Origin of the sequence: Thalassoroseus pseudoceratinae, assembly GCF_011634775.1 — a bacterium.
In the GTDB taxonomy this organism is placed as follows: domain Bacteria; phylum Planctomycetota; class Planctomycetia; order Planctomycetales; family Planctomycetaceae; genus Thalassoroseus; species Thalassoroseus pseudoceratinae.
On record NZ_JAALXT010000005.1, the window covers coordinates 88,712 to 106,497 of the forward strand.

Annotated in this window: 16 protein-coding genes; 3 read left to right on the forward strand and 13 right to left on the reverse strand. The window is 55.1% G+C overall.

The window, feature by feature from the left end; genetic code table 11:
- Window positions 1–93: 93 nt before the first annotated feature.
- Window positions 94–2,571, reverse strand: a complete 2,478-nt coding sequence (locus tag G6R38_RS18170; RefSeq protein ID WP_166829383.1) for a glycosyltransferase — start codon at window positions 2,569–2,571, stop codon at window positions 94–96.
- Window positions 2,572–2,642: 71 nt separating this feature from the next.
- Window positions 2,643–4,004: a radical SAM protein gene (locus tag G6R38_RS18175; RefSeq protein ID WP_166829387.1), complete on the reverse strand. Its 1,362-nt coding sequence runs from the start codon at window positions 4,002–4,004 to the stop codon at window positions 2,643–2,645.
- Window positions 4,005–4,276: 272 nt separating this feature from the next.
- Here G6R38_RS18175 and G6R38_RS18180 point away from each other — a divergent pair, with 272 nt between their 5' ends.
- Genes G6R38_RS18180 through G6R38_RS18190 form a run of 3 tightly spaced genes read left to right on the forward strand, consistent with a single transcriptional unit; the run spans window position 4,277 to window position 6,827 of the window.
- A complete protein-coding gene (locus G6R38_RS18180) occupies window positions 4,277–5,230 on the forward strand; it encodes an EboA domain-containing protein (protein ID WP_206028632.1) in 954 nt (317 codons plus the stop codon).
- Window positions 5,231–5,235: 5 nt separating this feature from the next.
- On the forward strand, window positions 5,236–5,862 hold the full coding sequence (locus tag G6R38_RS18185) for a hypothetical protein (RefSeq protein WP_166829390.1): 627 nt from the start codon (window positions 5,236–5,238) through the stop codon (window positions 5,860–5,862).
- Window positions 5,863–5,912: 50 nt separating this feature from the next.
- Window positions 5,913–6,827: a TatD family hydrolase gene (locus tag G6R38_RS18190; protein WP_166829393.1), complete on the forward strand. Its 915-nt coding sequence runs from the start codon at window positions 5,913–5,915 to the stop codon at window positions 6,825–6,827.
- Between the two features lie 22 nt (window positions 6,828–6,849).
- On the opposite strand, the gene G6R38_RS18195 is transcribed toward G6R38_RS18190, so the two are convergent.
- From G6R38_RS18195 to G6R38_RS18245, 11 genes are all read right to left on the reverse strand, one after another.
- Window positions 6,850–8,103 (reverse strand): beta-ketoacyl-[acyl-carrier-protein] synthase family protein, encoded by a 1,254-nt coding sequence (locus G6R38_RS18195; protein WP_166829396.1) that lies wholly within the window; start codon window positions 8,101–8,103, stop codon window positions 6,850–6,852.
- Window positions 8,096–8,323, reverse strand: coding sequence for a hypothetical protein (locus G6R38_RS18200; protein WP_166829399.1), 228 nt, complete (start codon window positions 8,321–8,323; stop codon window positions 8,096–8,098). Before G6R38_RS18200 ends, G6R38_RS18195 begins: the two co-directional genes overlap by 8 nt.
- Window positions 8,324–8,349: 26 nt before the next feature.
- Window positions 8,350–8,856 (reverse strand): HYExAFE family protein, encoded by a 507-nt coding sequence (locus tag G6R38_RS18205; protein ID WP_166829402.1) that lies wholly within the window; start codon window positions 8,854–8,856, stop codon window positions 8,350–8,352.
- A gap of 84 nt (window positions 8,857–8,940) precedes the next feature.
- The gene (locus G6R38_RS18210; RefSeq protein ID WP_166829405.1) at window positions 8,941–10,581 is read right to left on the reverse strand and encodes an arylsulfatase; all 1,641 of its coding nucleotides are present in this window, start codon (window positions 10,579–10,581) and stop codon (window positions 8,941–8,943) included.
- 125 nt (window positions 10,582–10,706) lie between these two features.
- Complete coding sequence (locus tag G6R38_RS18215) at window positions 10,707–11,108, reverse strand: hypothetical protein (RefSeq protein ID WP_166829408.1); 402 nt, start codon at window positions 11,106–11,108, stop codon at window positions 10,707–10,709.
- Window positions 11,101–11,655, reverse strand: a complete 555-nt coding sequence (locus tag G6R38_RS18220; protein ID WP_166829411.1) for an RNA polymerase sigma factor — start codon at window positions 11,653–11,655, stop codon at window positions 11,101–11,103. Before G6R38_RS18220 ends, G6R38_RS18215 begins: the two co-directional genes overlap by 8 nt.
- A gap of 90 nt (window positions 11,656–11,745) precedes the next feature.
- On the reverse strand, window positions 11,746–13,122 hold the full coding sequence (locus G6R38_RS18225) for a 6-phosphofructokinase (RefSeq protein WP_166829414.1): 1,377 nt from the start codon (window positions 13,120–13,122) through the stop codon (window positions 11,746–11,748).
- Window positions 13,123–13,264: 142 nt separating this feature from the next.
- Window positions 13,265–14,137, reverse strand: a complete 873-nt coding sequence (locus G6R38_RS18230) for a fumarylacetoacetate hydrolase family protein (RefSeq protein ID WP_166829417.1) — start codon at window positions 14,135–14,137, stop codon at window positions 13,265–13,267.
- Between the two features lie 132 nt (window positions 14,138–14,269).
- Entirely contained in the window at window positions 14,270–15,130 is an 861-nt protein-coding gene (locus G6R38_RS18235) for a pirin family protein (RefSeq protein WP_166829420.1), read from the reverse strand.
- A gap of 160 nt (window positions 15,131–15,290) precedes the next feature.
- On the reverse strand, window positions 15,291–15,848 hold the full coding sequence (locus G6R38_RS18240; protein WP_166829423.1) for a thioredoxin family protein: 558 nt from the start codon (window positions 15,846–15,848) through the stop codon (window positions 15,291–15,293).
- Window positions 15,849–16,030: 182 nt separating this feature from the next.
- Window positions 16,031–17,737 (reverse strand): DUF4340 domain-containing protein, encoded by a 1,707-nt coding sequence (locus G6R38_RS18245; RefSeq protein WP_166830642.1) that lies wholly within the window; start codon window positions 17,735–17,737, stop codon window positions 16,031–16,033.
- Window positions 17,738–17,786 lie beyond the last annotated feature (49 nt).

A 17,786-nucleotide genomic window follows, 5' to 3' on the forward strand; every position in this document is an offset into this window, starting at 1 on the left:
GCACTTGAGTTGACGTTTGAAACACGCGAACGCCGACAGCCAGGGCATCTGATCTTGATCAGATGCCCCTAGCGTTTCTGAATCGAATTCGGTCTACGAAGGAATCACATCATTGGAGCGAGATTCCGGAACGGCTTTGCTCGGCGTGGTGTTCCAGAGGATATCGAAAATCGCGTCCCAACTGCGTCGACTCACTTGCTCACGAGCGTAGTCACCCATCAGCCGTGTCATCTGGGGATCGGCGGCGAGTTTCTGCATCGCCTCCGCCAACGGTTCGGTTTGCTCGACGGACACGACGTAACCGGAACGGCCATCGGAAACAATTTCACTAGGCCCCCCCTTGTCGGAAACAATCGCCGGCAACCCGGAGGCATGGGCTTCCAAAATGACGTTGCCAAAAGTGTCCGTCGTGCTGGGGAAGACAAAGGCGTTGGCACTCGCATAGGCGGTGCTAAGTTCTTCGCCATGCAGATAGCCGGTGAACGCGATCCGTGGATGGCGAAATTCTTCTTCCAAATGTTCGCGACCCGGGCCGTCACCGACGATCGCAAGTTGAACGTTCGGATTCTTCTCCGCGAGAACCGTAAACGCCTCGAGCAGACGACGCACGTTTTTCTCTCGGGAAATCCGCCCGACGTAAAGAAACTGAAAACCTTCATCCAGACCATATTTCTGGAAAAAGCCAGCTTCCCGATGTTCGGGTGAGAACCGATCCATCTCGATTCCGCGAGGCATATGCTTGAGCTTGCTAGAATTGAATCCGTTTTCGGTCAAAGCCCGCATGTAGAATTGGCTTGGCACGTAAACGGTTTCGAGCGGTCCGAAGAACCACCGCATGTACTGCCAGGTCCAGTTTTCTAGATTCACATGGCCCGTGAGCAATCGCACATAGCGGGGGAAGTCGGTGTGATAAATGCCGCTAACTTTCAAACCCAGCCATTGTCCTGCCATTCGAGCCGCCAAACCGAGCGGTCCCGGAGTGGAGATAATCACCTCGGAGAATTCTTCGCGCTCAATGTACTCCAACATTTCCAACAGACATGGCACGCTGAGGATGATCTCCGGATACTCTGGCAGCGGACACTGCGAGACCGGCACAAAATTCTTGACGTTGACATCCAAGTCCGGCGTTTCGGGCAAGCATGTCGCGAGCGTGAGATGTTCGCCGCGTTTGCGGGCCACGGCGGCCACGGCTTGCACCGTTCGGGCGACACCGTTGACATCTGCGACCGTGTCGGAGACCCACAGCTTTTTGCTGCTGCGGTGCTTCATTTTGCGAGCCGCGGGGAAATGGTCGGCAACGGCTTGCAGGAACCGTTCATCTTTATGTTGCGTCTTGAAGGACGCCAAATAGGGCCAATGGGCAATCGCGGTGGCGGCGGCGAGAGGCAAACTTCGCAGACATTCCAAAAATTGCCCGCCCGAAACCGATTTGGCCAAGTCCGTCAGGAACAGAGCGGAAATTCGCCGATTGACACGACGAGCCGTGGCGAAGGTTTGTTGTTCGCGGGCTTCGCGACTATTCAACTCCGCGTCATCCGGATGCGGTCCGTCCCACACACCGGAACCGCTCGACGCCGGTTCTTCATCAATTGCCGACGCCATTCGATTGATCAACCGTGTTTCCAACGCTTCGAAGGCCCGTTTACTGCTCACCTGTAGAACCGGGGTGATCAGCAATTTGGCTTTCGTAAACCAGTCATAATCACGGTTGGTGTTCTCTCCCAGCAGTCGACGGAAGAGCCAATCCATCATGTCGTCGCGAGTAGAATCGTCGGAACGGAATCGTTCGCGATAGCTTTCCCGAGCGATGGCAACGAAACTATGAGCCAACTGAAGACTGGATCCGTGTTCGCCACACGCCGTATGGTTGCCGTTCCGAAGGTGATCGAGAAACTCGTCGACCGTGGCTGCATCTGGTGTTTCGGTCCAGGCACTTGCGATGAAGGAACCGCCGTGGTCGTCGCTGCCGGCGGTGAAGATCTTCTTCCAAGGTGTTTTCGACCAGGCTTGCATGCCCTGTCGGTTTTCCATTTCGGTAATGTGTTCCGGCGTGAGTGTTGTCCAAATGGCGTGGACCATTTCCGCCGCTCGCGGATGACGTGCCCCGTTGATGGCTTCGAAACGGTCGAACAACAACAGCAACTTTTCGACATGGTCGACCGTCATCTGGTCGTTGACTTGATACAACGGATGAGCCACCGAATAGATGATGTCTTCATCCGCGAGAAACTGGCGGAAGTCGTAGATATTCTCGCGAATGCGGTCGATTTCCGCGAATTGAGCTTCCGTGATGCCGGTGACCAGACAGTGCAATCGGCAGCCGTCTTCGGGGAACGTCGTGGTGACTTCCGTCGAGAGAAACGTTCCCGGCAAATGGGCAATCTCCAGTGCCCCGTCAATGCAGTCGTGATCGGACAGAGTGACAAAGTCCATCCCCGCGGCTTTCGCACGCTTGTAGACTTCGAGTGGTTCGGTGTAGCTCTCCGCAGAACCAAGGAGCTTGATGTAAAAATCGGTGGGTTTGTTCGAATGTTTGCTGTGAACGTGCAGGTCGGCTCGGCTGGCCATGACGGAAAGTTTCCTTGGAGATGTGCGGTTTTCTGGGGGAGGATTGAATTTGAGACGCAGTGGTCTGGTTGTTAGTGCGATACCAAACTTGTCGTCGTTTCGGATTCAAAATCAGATGGGGTGGTCGAGTCGTGATCGGTTGAAGTCGCAGACGAGCTTGCAAACCGAGCCATTTTTTTCATGCTGGGTGCCATGCGACCACAGAAGTAATCGCAAGCCCGATAGTACTTCAAGTCGTTCCGCCAAAGTCGCGTCCATTCCTTGTCGCCGAGCAATCGGGCGGACGTGCGGAGCGGTTGACTAAACAAATCGAGGAATGGACCAGTCAATTCCGATGGGTCGCGGAAGCATTCCCAATCGCAATCGGTACAGTTCGCGGTCTTGTTGATCTTGCTGGTATCGAGTTCCCAGAACTTTCCGAGATCCTCAGTGCCACGATATCCACAAGGGTAGGTGTTCCCGTTCGTGGAGTCCATGAAAAAGAAGTCAATTCCCCCTCGGCAGCCGTAACGTGATTTCTCACCATCGGAATATTGCTTAATCAATGCTTGTAATGAGACCAGCGGCGTGAAAATCCGAATTCGCGAACGATGTTCGGGCACCGTGTCGTAGACAGCTTGAAAGAGCGGAATCTTTTCATCCGGCCGGAATCGGACAATTCGATCCGACGCGGTCGCGGAGTACACGGCGTCCAGCGAATCGCCTTGGTCGGGATCGACACTCATCGGATAACACATATTGACGATTGTAAATCCGAGATTGGCCGCCTTGCGGTAGAAGCGATCGAATCCGTCACGGAAGTAATCGTAGATTCGCCGAGGGTCTTCCTCGTCAACAGGAACTTCTGGCAGCAACTTGTGGTAATCTCCGCCGGCATTCCGATTGATCCCCAAATTCGCCGAGGGATAGATACCGTACTCGTGGAAAATTGGTATGGCCTTCTCGATGCCTTTGATCACCCCCGGTAGCCCACGCATTTGCTCGTGGACTTCGGTATCGGCGGAATCAATGCTGATCCAGAACGTGTACAGATTCGTCTCGGCCAAACGTTCGGCGAACCGGCGGACCTTGGTCTCAAAGTTCGGTTTGTCCGAACCGCAGAACATAAACCCGTTGGTGCCGGTGCGAATATACGGGATTCCGGCTTTCGACGCATAACCAATCAGATGGACAATTTCGTCCTGATGCAAGAACGGCTCACCACCGGTGAAGGAAACGGATTGCACATTCTTTTTCGCAGCGGAGTCGATGGCTTTCTCGACAGACGCAACGTCGAGGGTCGTTCGATCGTACTTGTTCTGAACTCGCATCTCGCATTGGGGACAACGGGCGTTGCAACGATCACTGAACTGTATGATCAACTGTCCCGGTATTCTTCCGCGAATAAGACTTTTGATGTTTTGCCAAGAAAACGGACCAGATGCATGGGGCATGCTAGAATCCCCGCCTTAAAGAGTATGTCGATCGAGTCGTACTTTGCTCCTGCGTCGCTGTGGCGATCTTAGTATCGCATAACAATTTGGATTTGTTAAGAAAAAGATGAATCCTTCGGGAAGACGTCCGATTTCTTACAGGAAGATACCAAGGAACTCGCGAGGATAACCGCCGATCTGTTGGTTGGATTCTTTCTGTCGGCCCCGATACACTCGAAGTAGTTCCGCGCTCACAACCGCCATCCGGTTGGTCGGTTGTTTTCGATGACGGCGTGACTGTTCCGAATCTGCTTCGTGACGGCAAGCTGAGAATGAGTGAAACGACTTTGAATCCTCCTGATTTTGATCCCAAAGACTGTGCCGACTTGCTGCTGAAATGGCTCAATCGGCAAGCCTCGGATGACGCGATCGCTTGGATTGAGGACCGAATCCAAAAGATCCCCGGTGGTGAGCAACGAGCATTGTTCCTGGCGTTTGGAATGGCTCCGCGAAAGGTCGGGAAGGCCGATCTTCAACTCACCGAAGATGATCTGAAACAAGCCGAGACTGCCCGGCCGGGTTGGCAGCCGAACGGTTGGACGCTCGACCAAACCGCACGCACATTGCTATTGCTTTCGTATCCCTCGACGGATCAGGAACGCTATATCGAAACGTTGGACCAGTTGTTCGCTGCCGGCGAAGTTGGCGAGTTGGTCGCGTTGTATCAAGCGATTCCCGTGCTGCCTCATCCGAATGTGCATGTGCTGCGGGCTGCCGAAGGCATGCGAACGAACATTCCCGCCGTCTTCCGGTCGATCGCTCATCAGAACCCATACCCTGCCGAACATTTGGAGGAGGGGCGATGGAATCAGATGGTACTCAAGGCGTTGTTCATTGAATTGCAGCTCGATCCGATCGTCGGTCTCGACCAACGCGCTAACACAACCTTGATGCGAATGCTCATCGACTACGCCCATGAACGCTGGGCCGCCGGTCGGGAAGTGAGCCCTGAACTCTGGCGTTGCGTCGGACCATTCGCAAACGACACAGCCATCAAAGATTTGACGCGAGTTCTGGAGAAAGGCCAACCGCTCGAACAACAAGCCGCCGCGTTGGCACTCTCGCAATCTTCCAAACCCGCCGCCACCGAAGCCCTCCGCAAACACCCCGAACTCGAACGCCAACTCCGTAACGGTAAAATCACCTGGAGTGACATCGCCTCTCAGTTGTCATCAGCTGGAGGATAATTCCGGTGTTGATCAAAGACCCGTATCGCGACGTTTGTGAATCGATCCTTCCGTATTTGAAGAAGGATGACAACGAACATGAATTGCCCGACGATACTGTGCTCTACCGTGTCGCCGATCAGTTCGACGTTTACTTCGTCGTCATGCTACATGAGCCGGGTTGGCCCGATCCCCACGCAGAAACAACCGAAGTTGTGTTGACGGAACGACAGCGAAAACGCTGGCGGGTGAAACTTGATACAATCGTGGATCGAGCGGGATGGAATGGCGGCGACATCGCCATCTGGGATTGGCCGCGAGTGATGGAAGGTCTGGACTTATACGAATATCCCGATCACAACGATCATTGGGTGTCTCACATCATCCACCCGGGATGCTTACTGGAACACACCGATGCTCCCGATCCGAAGACCGTGATGATCCCCACTACCAGAACCGTTTTCATCGCCGGGCTGTCCGACCTACGGGCTCAAAAACAGATGTTTCTGCGATCGGTCGAAATCGCGGCGGGAAAGACGCCTCTCACAAAACGTCCACTGATCATCGACGACAAGTGGAAACGGTGGAATGTCCTTCCGGATGAAGAGAATCCATTCGTGGACGAATACCGGCAACAATTTGGGCCGCTGTAAGGCATACTCGACAACTGACAACCCACAACGAACAACCGACAAGAAAAACCATGCGAATTATCGATCCTCATATCCACGTGACATCCCGCACCACCGACGATTACGAAGCGATGGCCGCCGCCGGAATTGTGGCGATTATCGAACCGGCGTTTTGGCTCGGTCAGCCGCGAACGAAGGTCGGAAGTTTCCTCGATTACTATTCGAGCTTGGTCGGGTTCGAACGCTTTCGTGCCGGGCAGTTCGGCATTCGGCATTACTGCTGTATCGGGCTGAACTCCAAGGAAGCCAACAATGTGCCTTTGGCTGAAGAAGTCATGGAGGCGTTGCCATTGTTCTTGGCGAAGGAAGGTGTGGTCGCGGTTGGTGAAATCGGTTTCGACGACCAAACCGCCGCCGAAGAACGTTTCTTTCATGAGCAAGTCGAACTCGCCAACGAAGTCGATTTGCCGATCATGATTCACACCCCACACCGCAACAAGAAAGAGGGCACGAGCCGCAGTATGGATGTGCTCGAAGAACACGGAGTGGAACCGCACCGGGCAGTGATTGATCACAACAACGAAGAAACCGTGAAAGAGGTGCTCGACCGCGGTTTTTGGGCAGCGTTCACGATCTATCCCAAAACCAAGATGGGCAACGAACGGATGGTCGAGGTCGTCAAGAAGTACGGCTCGGAACGGATCATCGTCGATTCCGCTGCCGATTGGGGCGTGTCCGATCCGCTTGCGGTACCGAAGACGGCCAAGCTCATGGCTGAGCGGGGGATTTCTCAATCGCAAATCGAGGACGTTGTCTACAACAACGCTCTCGCTGCATACGGTCAAAGCGGACAAATGAACGAAGAGGACTGGCTCAAACCGCAAGCCATTGACCAACGAAATCTCTTCGCCGGCAACAGTGTCCTGCGTGGGGGACAAGAACCCCGCGTCGAGACACCGAAAGATGATTCTTCCATCATTGAGTAAGAGTCCGTGACCTCATCCTGGACTAAACCGCGGACGTGGGCGGGGCTTGCTTCCACCGTTCCAACAAGACGGCTCCCAAATGCCCGCCGAAGCCGAGCGACAACTTGAGCAACCGATGCAGTCCCGACTGTTGGATCGGTTGATTCGAGAGGTTCAGCGAGCACGCCGGATCGAGGTTGTCACAATTGACGGTGCCGGGGAGAACTCCATCGCGGAGTGCGAGCAAACTGACAGCGATCTCCACACTCCCCGCCGCCCCGAGCAAATGCCCAAGACCTCCCTTGATGCCGAAGCAGGGCACTTGTGATGACGAACCAAACACGTTGCGAATCGCAAGGGATTCGTGCAAATCGTTGATCAGCGTGGCTGTCCCGTGGACATTGATGGCATCGATTTCCATTGGGGATATGTTGGCCCGTTGGCAGACGGTGTGAATCAGATTGGTCGTCGATGCCGCTGACGGGTCGAGCGTGGTGAGACCACTGGCATCCGCCGCCATTCCGCCAGTTCGCCAAACCGCCCACGGAGTCAATCCCCGAGTGATGGCCGACCGTGCCCGTTCCATCACCACCACCGCCGCACCTTCGCCGAGTGCGAAGCCGGACCGGGCGCGGTCAAACGGACGACACACCGCAGCGGGTTCGATGTCGGGACTCGTCTTCGCCAGCACTCCCATTTTCTGATAAGCGGCGTACAACATCGGCACGAGCGACGCATCTCCGCTGCCAGCGAGGACCACATCGCAGTGGCCATCGCGAACCAATTCGTACCCGCGTTGCAAGCACGCCAGACCCGTCGTGCAAGCGGCCACCGGACACAATGCGGCTCCCCGAAGATCGAACGATTTGGCAATCTCCGAAGCTGGCGTTGAAGGCAAAAGTTGTTGCCAGACGGTTGCGGGGTCGTTCGACGATCGCGATAGCACCGCCAGCGAACCTTTGCTGGTGCCGATCACACAACCGAGCCGATGACGGGGACGATCGATTTCGGAAAACCGAGCCTCCTCCGTGGCTTCATACGCGGCTTGCTCGATCAATCGCGTCAACGGATTCGATTCGGCCATTCCCGCGTCGGACAAAAGTCGAGCCGGAGCAGCTAACACGTTCACCGGCCAATGACCACGACGATCGCGATGTTCCAGCTCCGTTGGTTCGACGCATCGCACACCGGAATGACCGGCGAGAAGGTTCCGCCATGTGGTTTCTCGATCGATTCCGAGTGAAGTCGTCAGCCCAACACCGCTGATGACTACCGGATTGTCATCCAAATCAGACACGACGACTCGACTTGCATACCGCGAACAACGCCAGTCCCGCCAATCCCCCCACAATGATGTACTCGACGACAAAGCTCTGGGTCTGAACGATTTGCGTCGGTGGAGTTGGTGCGTTCTGTGGCGGTGTGGTGTTGGGATCGGCTTCTGTTTGCGCAGCGACCGGCCACGTAACCAAGCTTCCCAAGACGAACGTCAATCCCCAACAAACCCGACGGATCATAGTCGATTCCCACAAACGTGACGGCTTCATAGCATGTCCGAGATCGGTGAGCGTAATTCTCGAAACACTCCGCGCGGCAATGTGACCGTGCCCCAACGTGAGGAACGAACTCGCATCGCGGCGGCGAATTCGTCCACACTCACGCCGTAAAAAGCATAGGTTTCTTCACGATAACGCACAACCGACGCGGTGTCGAACTCCGTTTCCCACTGGTCATCGAGAATTTGGTACGCGAAGATCAACCATGCCCGAAAACCTTCGCCAAATACCGTCTGCCAATGTTGGAGACTCTCAATGTCATCCTCAGTGGCCCAGTTCTCCCATTTCGATTGACCAGCCGTTGGGAACTTCCGTCCTTTGACATCGACCAGCAGATTGGGCCCCTCTTTCGCCGATACGATGAAGTCGAACGACTTCAATGATGCGTCGTCGATGAGGGCTCGCCGTTTTTCGTCAATCGCCACATACGGCACGTACCCGGCACGCAGAAATTCCTCGAAGGCTGCATCATAATGGTTGCACCGTCGGACCACGTGCCGTCTCCATTCCGATCCGATTGATCCAAACAGATGTTAACCGATCCAGCACAGGTTAACAAGCGTATCGTGAATCGGAGATCACTTCTTACGTTTCGGCTTCAATTGATTTCTTGTGCTCTTGCGGAAGTTCAACGGTGTGAGTTCGTCGCGAACCGGTGCCAGTTGCCGACCTTTGAGGCGATCCAGGTTTTCCGCCATCTCGAACCATTGAGCAGACATCTGCTGAACCCGTTCGGGATGCTGATCGGCCAGGTCATGGAGTTCGGTGCGGTCATCGGCGAGATTGTAAAGTTCCCAGCGGCCGCGTTTGGCGGAGACAAGTTTCCAATCGCCTTGACGCAACGCCCGATCGGTGCCGAAATGGAAGTACAAGTTTTCGTGTGGTTGGCGGGTCTGGCCGTGGAAGATCGGTAACAACGATCGCCCCTGAAGCGGATCAATCTTCCGATCGCCAATTTGCGTCGGGTACTTTGCATCCGCGACGTCGATAAACGTCGCCATAAAGTCGATGAGATGCCCCGGCTGACGGACAATCGATCCGGGTTCGGTTTTCAGTCCGTCCGGCCAGTGAGCGATGAGCGGTGAAGAGATCCCACCTTCGTGCTGATTCTGTTTGTACAACCGGAATGGTGTGTTCCCCGCGTGGGCCCAGCTGGCATCGTAGGTCCAATACGATTTTGGGTTCCACGGCTTGAGATTGCGTCCCCGCGTCCGTTCGAAAGGACATGCGCCGTTATCGGAGCAGAACAAGAAGAGTGTGTTATCGAGGGCGTCTTTTTGCTTCAGATCATCCACAATGCGGCCGACGTTCTGATCGAGGACATCGACCATCGCTGCGAACACTTCCATCCGGTCGGCTTCCCATTGTTGTTCGTCGTCGGCGAGTTCCTCCCAAGCGGGGATATGGTCCGGACGCGGACTCAGCTTCCATTTCGCGGGTAGCAAACCACTTTCGATCTGTCGCTGGTGACGCTCCCGCCGGATTTCGTCCCAACCGGCATCGTAGACGCCGTCGTACTTTTTCACGGCTTCCTTCGGTGCTTGCAGCGGATAGTGCGGAGCGTTGAAAGCCACATACAGCAAGAATGGTTTCTCGCTTTCACTGGCTTCATCCAGGAACTGCAACGCGAAATCGCCGATCGCATTTGTGGTGTAGAACGGTCGCCCGTTCAGCGTCTCGGGGACTTCCCATTGCTCGCCGTTCAATCGGAAAGTGTTGTCGCCGGTGAAAAAATTCGTGGCTCCGGAAAGATGTCCCCAATACCGATCGAAACCGAAGTCTGTCGGCTGTTTGCTCAGATGCCATTTTCCGACCATCGCGGTCAAGTAACCTGCCTTCGAGAGCACTTCGGCAATCGTCGCCCCACGACTGAGCGACGCGCTACCGGCTTGGTCGCAGTACACACCCGTCAGCAACGAAACTCGCGATGAGTGACATTTCGCCGTGTTGTAAAATTGCGATAACCGCAAACCGTTCGCCGCAAGACGGTCCAGATTCGGCGTTTGAATTTCCGAGCCGTAACACCCAAGATCCGCGAACCCTAGGTCATCGGCCATGATGAGCACAATGTTCGGCTTACGAGAACTTTCCGCCGCTTCGCTTCGCTCGATCACCAGGACCGACAGAATCGCACCAGTGGTGAGTAGAACGAGCGATAACCACTTGTGTCGCGACGGACTTGTTGATTCCGTTGGCTGGGGTTGGCAGCAGCGTGTCATCGTGTGATCTCCAATCGAGCATCATTGTGGATCATGCGGGATATGTGTTTTGAGTATCCCGGCATCATCGGCACAGTTCAACTTCGACAGCATTTTGCACGACGACACCACACCGGCCGACAGCTCTACAGCGAGTGTGGCGGAAACGGTTTGGTGAGTGGTTGCCAACGCAATTGACGCTCGCGGAGAGTTTGAACGTCTTGCTCGAACATCAGTTCGGCGTCCAACTCAATCACGGCGGGGGAAGTTGTGTGGAACCCGTCTTCAAAGAGAATTTGCGTCATACTCCGAAGCGACAACACATGACTGATCGATGGAAGCGGGCGGATCGACAGGCACAAACCGCACACAACCGCCAACAGCGATACCGCCCCCAAGATGCGTTCACGCCATCGGTCGACTTGGCACGTTCGCTCCACTTGCTGCATCGTGCGACGACGCAACGACGAAGGCAATGTCGGTTCATCCGCACCCAAGCGAATCAGTTGCTCGAACTCTGCAAATTCAGCGTCGTGATGATCAGTCATGCGTCACCTCGTTGGCCAGGGATTCCAACATCGGCTGCAATTTCTGTAAGGCGTACCGGTAACGGCTGGCAATTGTGTTCGGTGATTCGTCCATCACCGCCGCAATTTCCGCGAACGTCATTTCCTCCCAAACCTTCAAAACGACAACTTCCGATTGAGTGATCGGCAATTTCTCCAATGCCACTTGGATATGCCGACGCAGTTCTTCCTGATCGAGTTCGATCCCAACCTCCACATGCGATTCCAACACGATGGATGGCAGAGGGACCGGTTTTCGGCGACTGAGCAATCGAAACGCTTCGTTTCGGACGATTCTCAGCAAATAAGCCCACGGGTAATCCGCCCGAACCAAACCGTGCGGACGTCGGGCGACGCGGACGAATGCCGCCTGAAAGACGTCTTCCGCATCATCCCGATGCCGGGTCAGAGCGTACGCGTACCGCACCAACCGACTCGCGGTAAGATCGTAGAGCGCATCGAGAGCTTCTGACGATCCTTGCGAGAGTCGCAGTAGGCAGTCGTGAACCTGATCGGAAATGTTGGGCATTGGATCATTCACAATAACCCATTGACCCGCCCGCTCACAAAGTTTGTCTAAAAAACTTTCGAAAAAATGCCCGTCAGTATTCGGTTGGCGTTAATCCAAGAACTGCATCCGTTTGTGGACATCGACATTCATACTTTGATAGCGATTGTTCAAATTGCTAGGACTGAAAGCCGTGTTCAGAATGTGTTCCACATCGTCGGAGCCAATCGCGTTGTCGAAAATGGTCTTGAGAAACGCGCGACCGAGTTTCGAGGGTTGCATGCGATGAGAGTCGTAGAACGATGGGTGCAAGCGACGAGCGTGAATGTGGTTCCAACGGTCGCACATTTTGTTCGCATGGATCGAATCGACATAGAACCCACGTGAGTCAGACCACTGCAAGGTTGCGATTTCGTTATTCCGACCTTCATTGATGAGATCGACGGCCTTCCCACCAAGTTGCGAGGCATAAAACCGGTCAAATTGAATCGGACGACCACCACGTTGCGTGTGCCCCACTTTCCGGGTGAAGATCGCGCTGGTCGCTTTCATGTCGCGTCGGCGGGAGATAAAGAACTCATCGCCAAGACGCTCGCAAAGCATGGCTTTCAGTGCTTCGGCGGCACCGCTGAGTCGGACATTCCCTGCGGGGTCCACTGAGAACGATTCCGCCCCCAGCATGTTGCCTTGATCGTCTTCCACGCCTTCACCGATGGCGATGACGACGTGTTTCTGCATGTCGTACAACTCGCGAACCCGTGCTTCGACGTGATCGAGATCCATGCGAGACTCAGGCAACAAGATGATATCGGGCTGTCCGTACGCCGATCCAAGAGCGATATATCCGGAGTGCCGCCCCATCACCTCGACAATGGCAATTCGTCGATGGCTTTCTGCCGTGGTGCGGATTCGCGAAATCGACTGAGCCACCACGAAAACCGCCGTTGCGTATCCAGGGACGGCGAAATTGATAATTTCCCCGAGTTCGAGTTCCTCCCGGTCACATTCGTAGACGTAGTCGGTTCGACCATCCGGCGTGGTCACACGTCGCCAGGCGTTGCACTCATCGAGATAGTTCAACCCAAGGTCGTTGTCGATCGTCTTGGGAGCCAACACGCATGGGAAGTACTCGGTTAGCGGCTGCATCCCACTGATTGTGCCGTCACCGCCGATACAAATGAGCCCCTCCAGTTCCAACTTGGAGAGCCGCTGCATGACCTGCTTGAGTTCATCCGTCTTGGCAGGGTCGATGTAGGTTCGCGATGCGCCCAACAACGTCCCCCCCAAGCGGGGGTCAAGTTCGGGAATGGTGGAATACAGCGGATTCAAACGGACGTGCGGAACGCGGCTGTCGATCATGCCGCCGAAACCTTTGACGATTCCGTAGACTTCAATTTCCAGTTGGTTGGCCCGTTCGACCGCTCCGTGAATGGTCGCGTTTAATGCTGGTGTGTCTCCACCGGCGGTCAAAATCGCGATTCGTCGCATGCTGTCACTCTCGTAACTTTGGGTCTGAAAACGAGCGCTCGCTCTTGATAACGGACTTCGCACAGCATATCGAATTCGAGCCATCCGCGCAGGAGCGAGCAGCGAAATTTTGATGAAAAGCCCGAATCCGTCTCGGATAGCCTCAGCTATCTTTCACCACGGGATTGGTCAACGTGCCGATTCCGGTGATCTCGATGGAGACCGAATCACCGTTCTCCAGCGTGAATTCGTCCGGCGGAATGATGCCGGTGCCCGTCAAAAGAATGACGCCATCGGGGAAGCTGTGATCGCGGCCGAGCCAATCGACAAGACCATCCAAACTCCGTGCCAACTCACCCAGATTGGTGTTGCCCTGGAACACTTCGTTCTGATTTCGTGAAATCCGCAGCGTGATTTCGGTTTCGGTCAGACTCAGCGGTTGATCGGGGTCGGCCACCTGCACGCACGGCCCAAGACCACAACATTGGTCATAGACTTTCGCCTGCGGCAAATACAATGGGTTTTCGCCTTCGATGTCTCGCGCGGACATATCATTTCCCACGGTGTGTCCGACGATTCGCATATCCGGACTGATGACCAAAGCGAATTCCGGTTCCGGGACCGACCAATTGCTGTCGGCTCGTACGCGGACCGGTTCGCCAGGGCCGGAAACCCGTCGTGGCATGCCCTTGAAGAACAACTCTGGACGGTCGGCAGTGTAAACCCGATCGTAATGAGACGCGGCCGATTCGGACTCTTCCATCCGAGCTTTCTGACTCCGCTGGTAGGTCACACCGGCTGCCCAAACTTCCTGACGGTCAATCGGTGCCAGCCACTGAACGTCATCCCAACCGAGCGGGTCTTCGGTTTGATCCACCAGGAACTTGGATAAGCCGATGGGATCGGGCGCATGAAGTACGTCGCTAAATGTTCGCACGTGGTCAACTTGCGTGAGATCGAGCAAACGCAGATGGTCGTCTTCCACCATCGCCATTCGCAATTCATTGCTCGAAAGCAGGACCTTGGCCAATCGCATGTCATGTTCCCCGGACTGGGATCGGAAGCTTGATCAATCGTGCACGGAGCATACGACATGCTGAGCCGGTCCTCAACACAACCAACGAGTCCACTCACTGGCGGCTTCCAAAGACTCGGCCACAAAACTCACTCAACCACCAATAACACCCATTTTACCAGCCTGGTAATCCTGAATGGCTTCGTGAATTTCGTCGCGAGTGTTCATTACGAAAGGACCTTGGCCGACGATCGGTTCATTCAGCGGCTCCCCCGTTAGCACCAACACTCGTGCTTCAGAATTGGCTCGCAGGCGGACCAAGTCCCCCTCACGCTCGAAGACCGCCAGTTCCACCGCTGTCAGTTCTTGATCGTTGGCCACCAGTGCCCCTTGTTGCACGATCAGCAAGCATGTGTGGCCGGTTGGCGTGGACAGTTCTGTTTCGATATCGGGGTTGAGTTGAATATCCCACACATTGATCGGTGTAAACGTACTGGCGGGACCGGTCGCATTCAGCAGTTCCCCCGCAACCACACGCACCTCCCCTGCTTCGTTCGGCAGGGCGACTCGCGGGAACTCTTCGTTTCGCAAGTCTTGATACTTCGGGGGCGTCGGTTTGTGTTCAGCGGGTAAGTTCACCCAAAGTTGCACCATTTCGAGCATGCCGCCCCGCCGCGTGAACTCCTCACTGTGGAATTCCTCATGGACGATGCCGTTGCCGGCGGTCATCCATTGCACATCGCCCGGCCCCAGATTCCCGCTGCCGCCACTCGAATCCCGATGGGCCAACTCGCCTTGATACAAAATCGTGACGGTTTCAAACCCTTTGTGCGGGTGAACATCCACGCCGCGTTTTTGAGCCGATGGGGCAAACTCGTGAGGACCGGCATAGTCCAGCAACAAGAACGGATCAAACTCGGCACCGTCGCGGTACGAAAATAGACTTCGCACAGGAAAACCATCGCCGACCCAATGTTGCGGCACGTTCTTGATCACACGTTGAATCTGTTTCATGTCGAATCCACGGTTTGGCTGACGAAAATCACCGTGGGATTCTATGCCTCATGTTCGCTACTGGACCAGTCGAGAGCACCAACGGCACCGGCGTTTCACGACCAGATATCTGCAACAACCCGAATCAGGCCAAGAAGTTGCAGACCGAAGCCGAACTCAGCTACGGCGTGGGATCAACATGCGAGACTTGTTGAATTTTCTCTTGGCTGGCCAGAAATGTCTGCCGGGAGTGTTCCAGTTTTTGGGCAAACGGGACGACCTTCGCGAAGCCGTCGTGTCGGCCGACAAGTTCGGCTTGCGGGCTCAAGACGATGGTCGCCGGAACCGCTGACACACCGAGAATTTTCGCTACTCGCTGGTCTTTGTCCAAGTCGAGATGCACGGGCACGAACATTGAATTCACGTAGGCTGCCATCCGTGGATCGCCGAGAGTCTCGTCTTCCAACTTGTGACAGAAGTGACACCAGGACGCCCCGAACACCAGCAACATTGGTCGTCCGGTTTGCTGCGATAACCGATGAGCCGCTTGGAGATTCGGTTGCCACTGCACGGTCTGTGGCACGGCGGCCATTGTCTGGGCAACCGGTTTCGCCACCGTCGTTGCCCCGGTCACCGGTTGAGCGGTGGAGGCCATTTGAGCGAAGCCAATTTGAGTCCAAGAAAGCAGACCGACCGTCAGCACGGCCAACAACATAGCGCGAACGGTTCGCCGATCCATGGCGAATTCCTTCCTGGGCGAAATGATTTTTTTTGAGGTGAGAGAGAGGCCGGAAGTCTACCCGCGAACCGTCCAATCTGGCAACATCGATTTCTGGACCAAAATCGAATGCTCAGCCAACGAAAAAAGCCCGCCGGTGATGACCAGCGAGCTTCTCGACAAGCTTTTTAAATTTGTTGGTCTTAGTTTCCACTGGGACCAAAGTTCAAACCACCAGGTAGTCCGCCGCCCGGAAATCCGCCACCGGGGAACCCGCCCTGTGGCATTCCCGCAGGTGGGCTGGCCGGTTTATCGGATTTGAGCTGCACGATCTCATCGCGAGTGAATTTGAGTTTGTCGTAGCTCTCATTGGAAACCAAGTAGTACCAATCCGCGAATCGCTGATTCATCTCGGCGGCTTCCTCACGCAAGCCATCCAACTTTGTTTCGAACGTTTTCAAGTCTTCCTCGTAGCGTTCGAGGTCCGCTTGGTACTGATCCATTTGCTGTTTCGTCGGTTTCGCATTCGGACGCTGTGCAATCGCCGGTTCGCCGGGATCTTGCGACGGTGGCAATGCTTTGGGTTCGGTCGGTTTGGTGGGTCGCCCTGGAACCAACGACGGATCGAACGCAACTCGGACCATCAGATAGCGACTCAGCGACGTCGGGTTCTGCGGGTCTTCTTTTTCGGACGATTCGTCTTCGTCGGCCTCGCCTGTTTCATCGGGGGCGTCCGTCAAGCTGGCGTCTTCATCCTCGGTCGCTGTGCCGGTATCGCCAACTTGGATTTGCCGACGTGTCCCGCGAAACGTCTTCCCGAAGTGTAAATAGTACTTCAGCCCGTCACGGGTGCCGACAACCATCTCACCGCCTTCGCCGTGAATTTCGAACTGTAAGTCTTCCACTTTCTGCGGATTGCCTTGGGAATCGAGCAGAACTGTGTAGCCTTTGTCCTGAAGTTGCGGCAGCAATCCGCCAGACAAGAACCGAATGACTTCCTGAAGACTCACCCCCGGTGGCAGAAGTTCCTGGTCGATCTTCAAATCCCCCGTCAGCCCGCCCGGTTTCCGACGCACGCCTTCGTACTCAAGACCGGCCAACGCCGTGGTGATGGTGTTGACGGCGGTCGACTTGAGTTCTTTCTTGTCGTCGGTGAGTCCTTCCAATTTCCACTGGCTGTTCTCTTTGTCCAGTGTGATGACTTCTTCCGCAACCTTCTCCGGCATCACGCGGCCCGCACCGACCGGGACCATTTTGATTTTCGCATCTTGCTGGGAAAGCAACGTCAGGTCACTGGAATTCAATTGCAGCAGATCGGGGTCGATCCAGTCTGCGAACTTGGTCGAAATGTTGTCGAGCTTAAGTTCAACGAGGTACGTTTCCTCTTCGTCCGGACGACGGAGGTAATACAGCCGATCGTTTTCCTGCGGATGCTTTCCGATGATGTAATCGACAAGCAGGTTGCCATCAGCGTCGGTCAACTTGATTCGTTGGCCGCGTCCCTTGAGAACCGTCATGTCTTCGGTCAACGGGTCCACCACGCCATATCGCCGATGGGAATTCGCCAACCGTCCCGCCAGTGCCTCTCGCTTCACACCAACCAACGAAGCGGCCACTTTGTATAACTCTTCTTTGGCTTCAGCGGGATAATTGTGGTGGGAAGGAATTCGCCACACGCCGTCTTCGTATTCAATCTTGAAGCGACTGATGGTTGCGAGATTCTCGTCATACTCGAAAATCTCCAGTGACTTGGCGGCGGTGGGGTTGTCGAAATCGGGATAAAACTCTTCCCCGACTTTGACAAAATCGGAGAGCGTATTCGGTTGAGACTGTGTATACGCCCCATACGCAAACGCCGCACAAACCACTGCGACGACCACGTAAATCAGTGTTTGAACGCTTTCTTTCATTGCCTAGGTTCCTCGAAAGCTGCGTTTTTGATTTCTTTGACGAGGGGCA

Excerpts from the sequence above, each read along its gene's own strand:
- G6R38_RS18175 (WP_166829387.1), bottom strand. The coding sequence starts at position 4,004 with ATGCCCCATGCATCTGGTCCGTTTTCTTGGCAAAACATCAAAAGTCTT.
- G6R38_RS18225 (WP_166829414.1), bottom strand. The coding sequence starts at position 13,122 with ATGCGACGAATCGCGATTTTGACCGCCGGTGGAGACACACCAGCATTA.
- G6R38_RS18235 (WP_166829420.1), bottom strand. The coding sequence starts at position 15,130 with ATGAAACAGATTCAACGTGTGATCAAGAACGTGCCGCAACATTGGGTC.
- G6R38_RS18240 (WP_166829423.1), bottom strand. The coding sequence starts at position 15,848 with ATGGATCGGCGAACCGTTCGCGCTATGTTGTTGGCCGTGCTGACGGTC.
- G6R38_RS18220 (WP_166829411.1), bottom strand. The coding sequence starts at position 11,655 with ATGCCCAACATTTCCGATCAGGTTCACGACTGCCTACTGCGACTCTCG.
- G6R38_RS18200 (WP_166829399.1), bottom strand. The coding sequence starts at position 8,323 with ATGATCCGTCGGGTTTGTTGGGGATTGACGTTCGTCTTGGGAAGCTTG.
- G6R38_RS18170 (WP_166829383.1), bottom strand. The coding sequence starts at position 2,571 with ATGGCCAGCCGAGCCGACCTGCACGTTCACAGCAAACATTCGAACAAA.
- G6R38_RS18245 (WP_166830642.1), bottom strand. The coding sequence starts at position 17,737 with ATGAAAGAAAGCGTTCAAACACTGATTTACGTGGTCGTCGCAGTGGTT.
- G6R38_RS18190 (WP_166829393.1), top strand. The coding sequence starts at position 5,913 with ATGCGAATTATCGATCCTCATATCCACGTGACATCCCGCACCACCGAC.
- G6R38_RS18215 (WP_166829408.1), bottom strand. The coding sequence starts at position 11,108 with ATGACTGATCATCACGACGCTGAATTTGCAGAGTTCGAGCAACTGATT.
- G6R38_RS18210 (WP_166829405.1), bottom strand. The coding sequence starts at position 10,581 with ATGACACGCTGCTGCCAACCCCAGCCAACGGAATCAACAAGTCCGTCG.
- G6R38_RS18230 (WP_166829417.1), bottom strand. The coding sequence starts at position 14,137 with ATGCGATTGGCCAAGGTCCTGCTTTCGAGCAATGAATTGCGAATGGCG.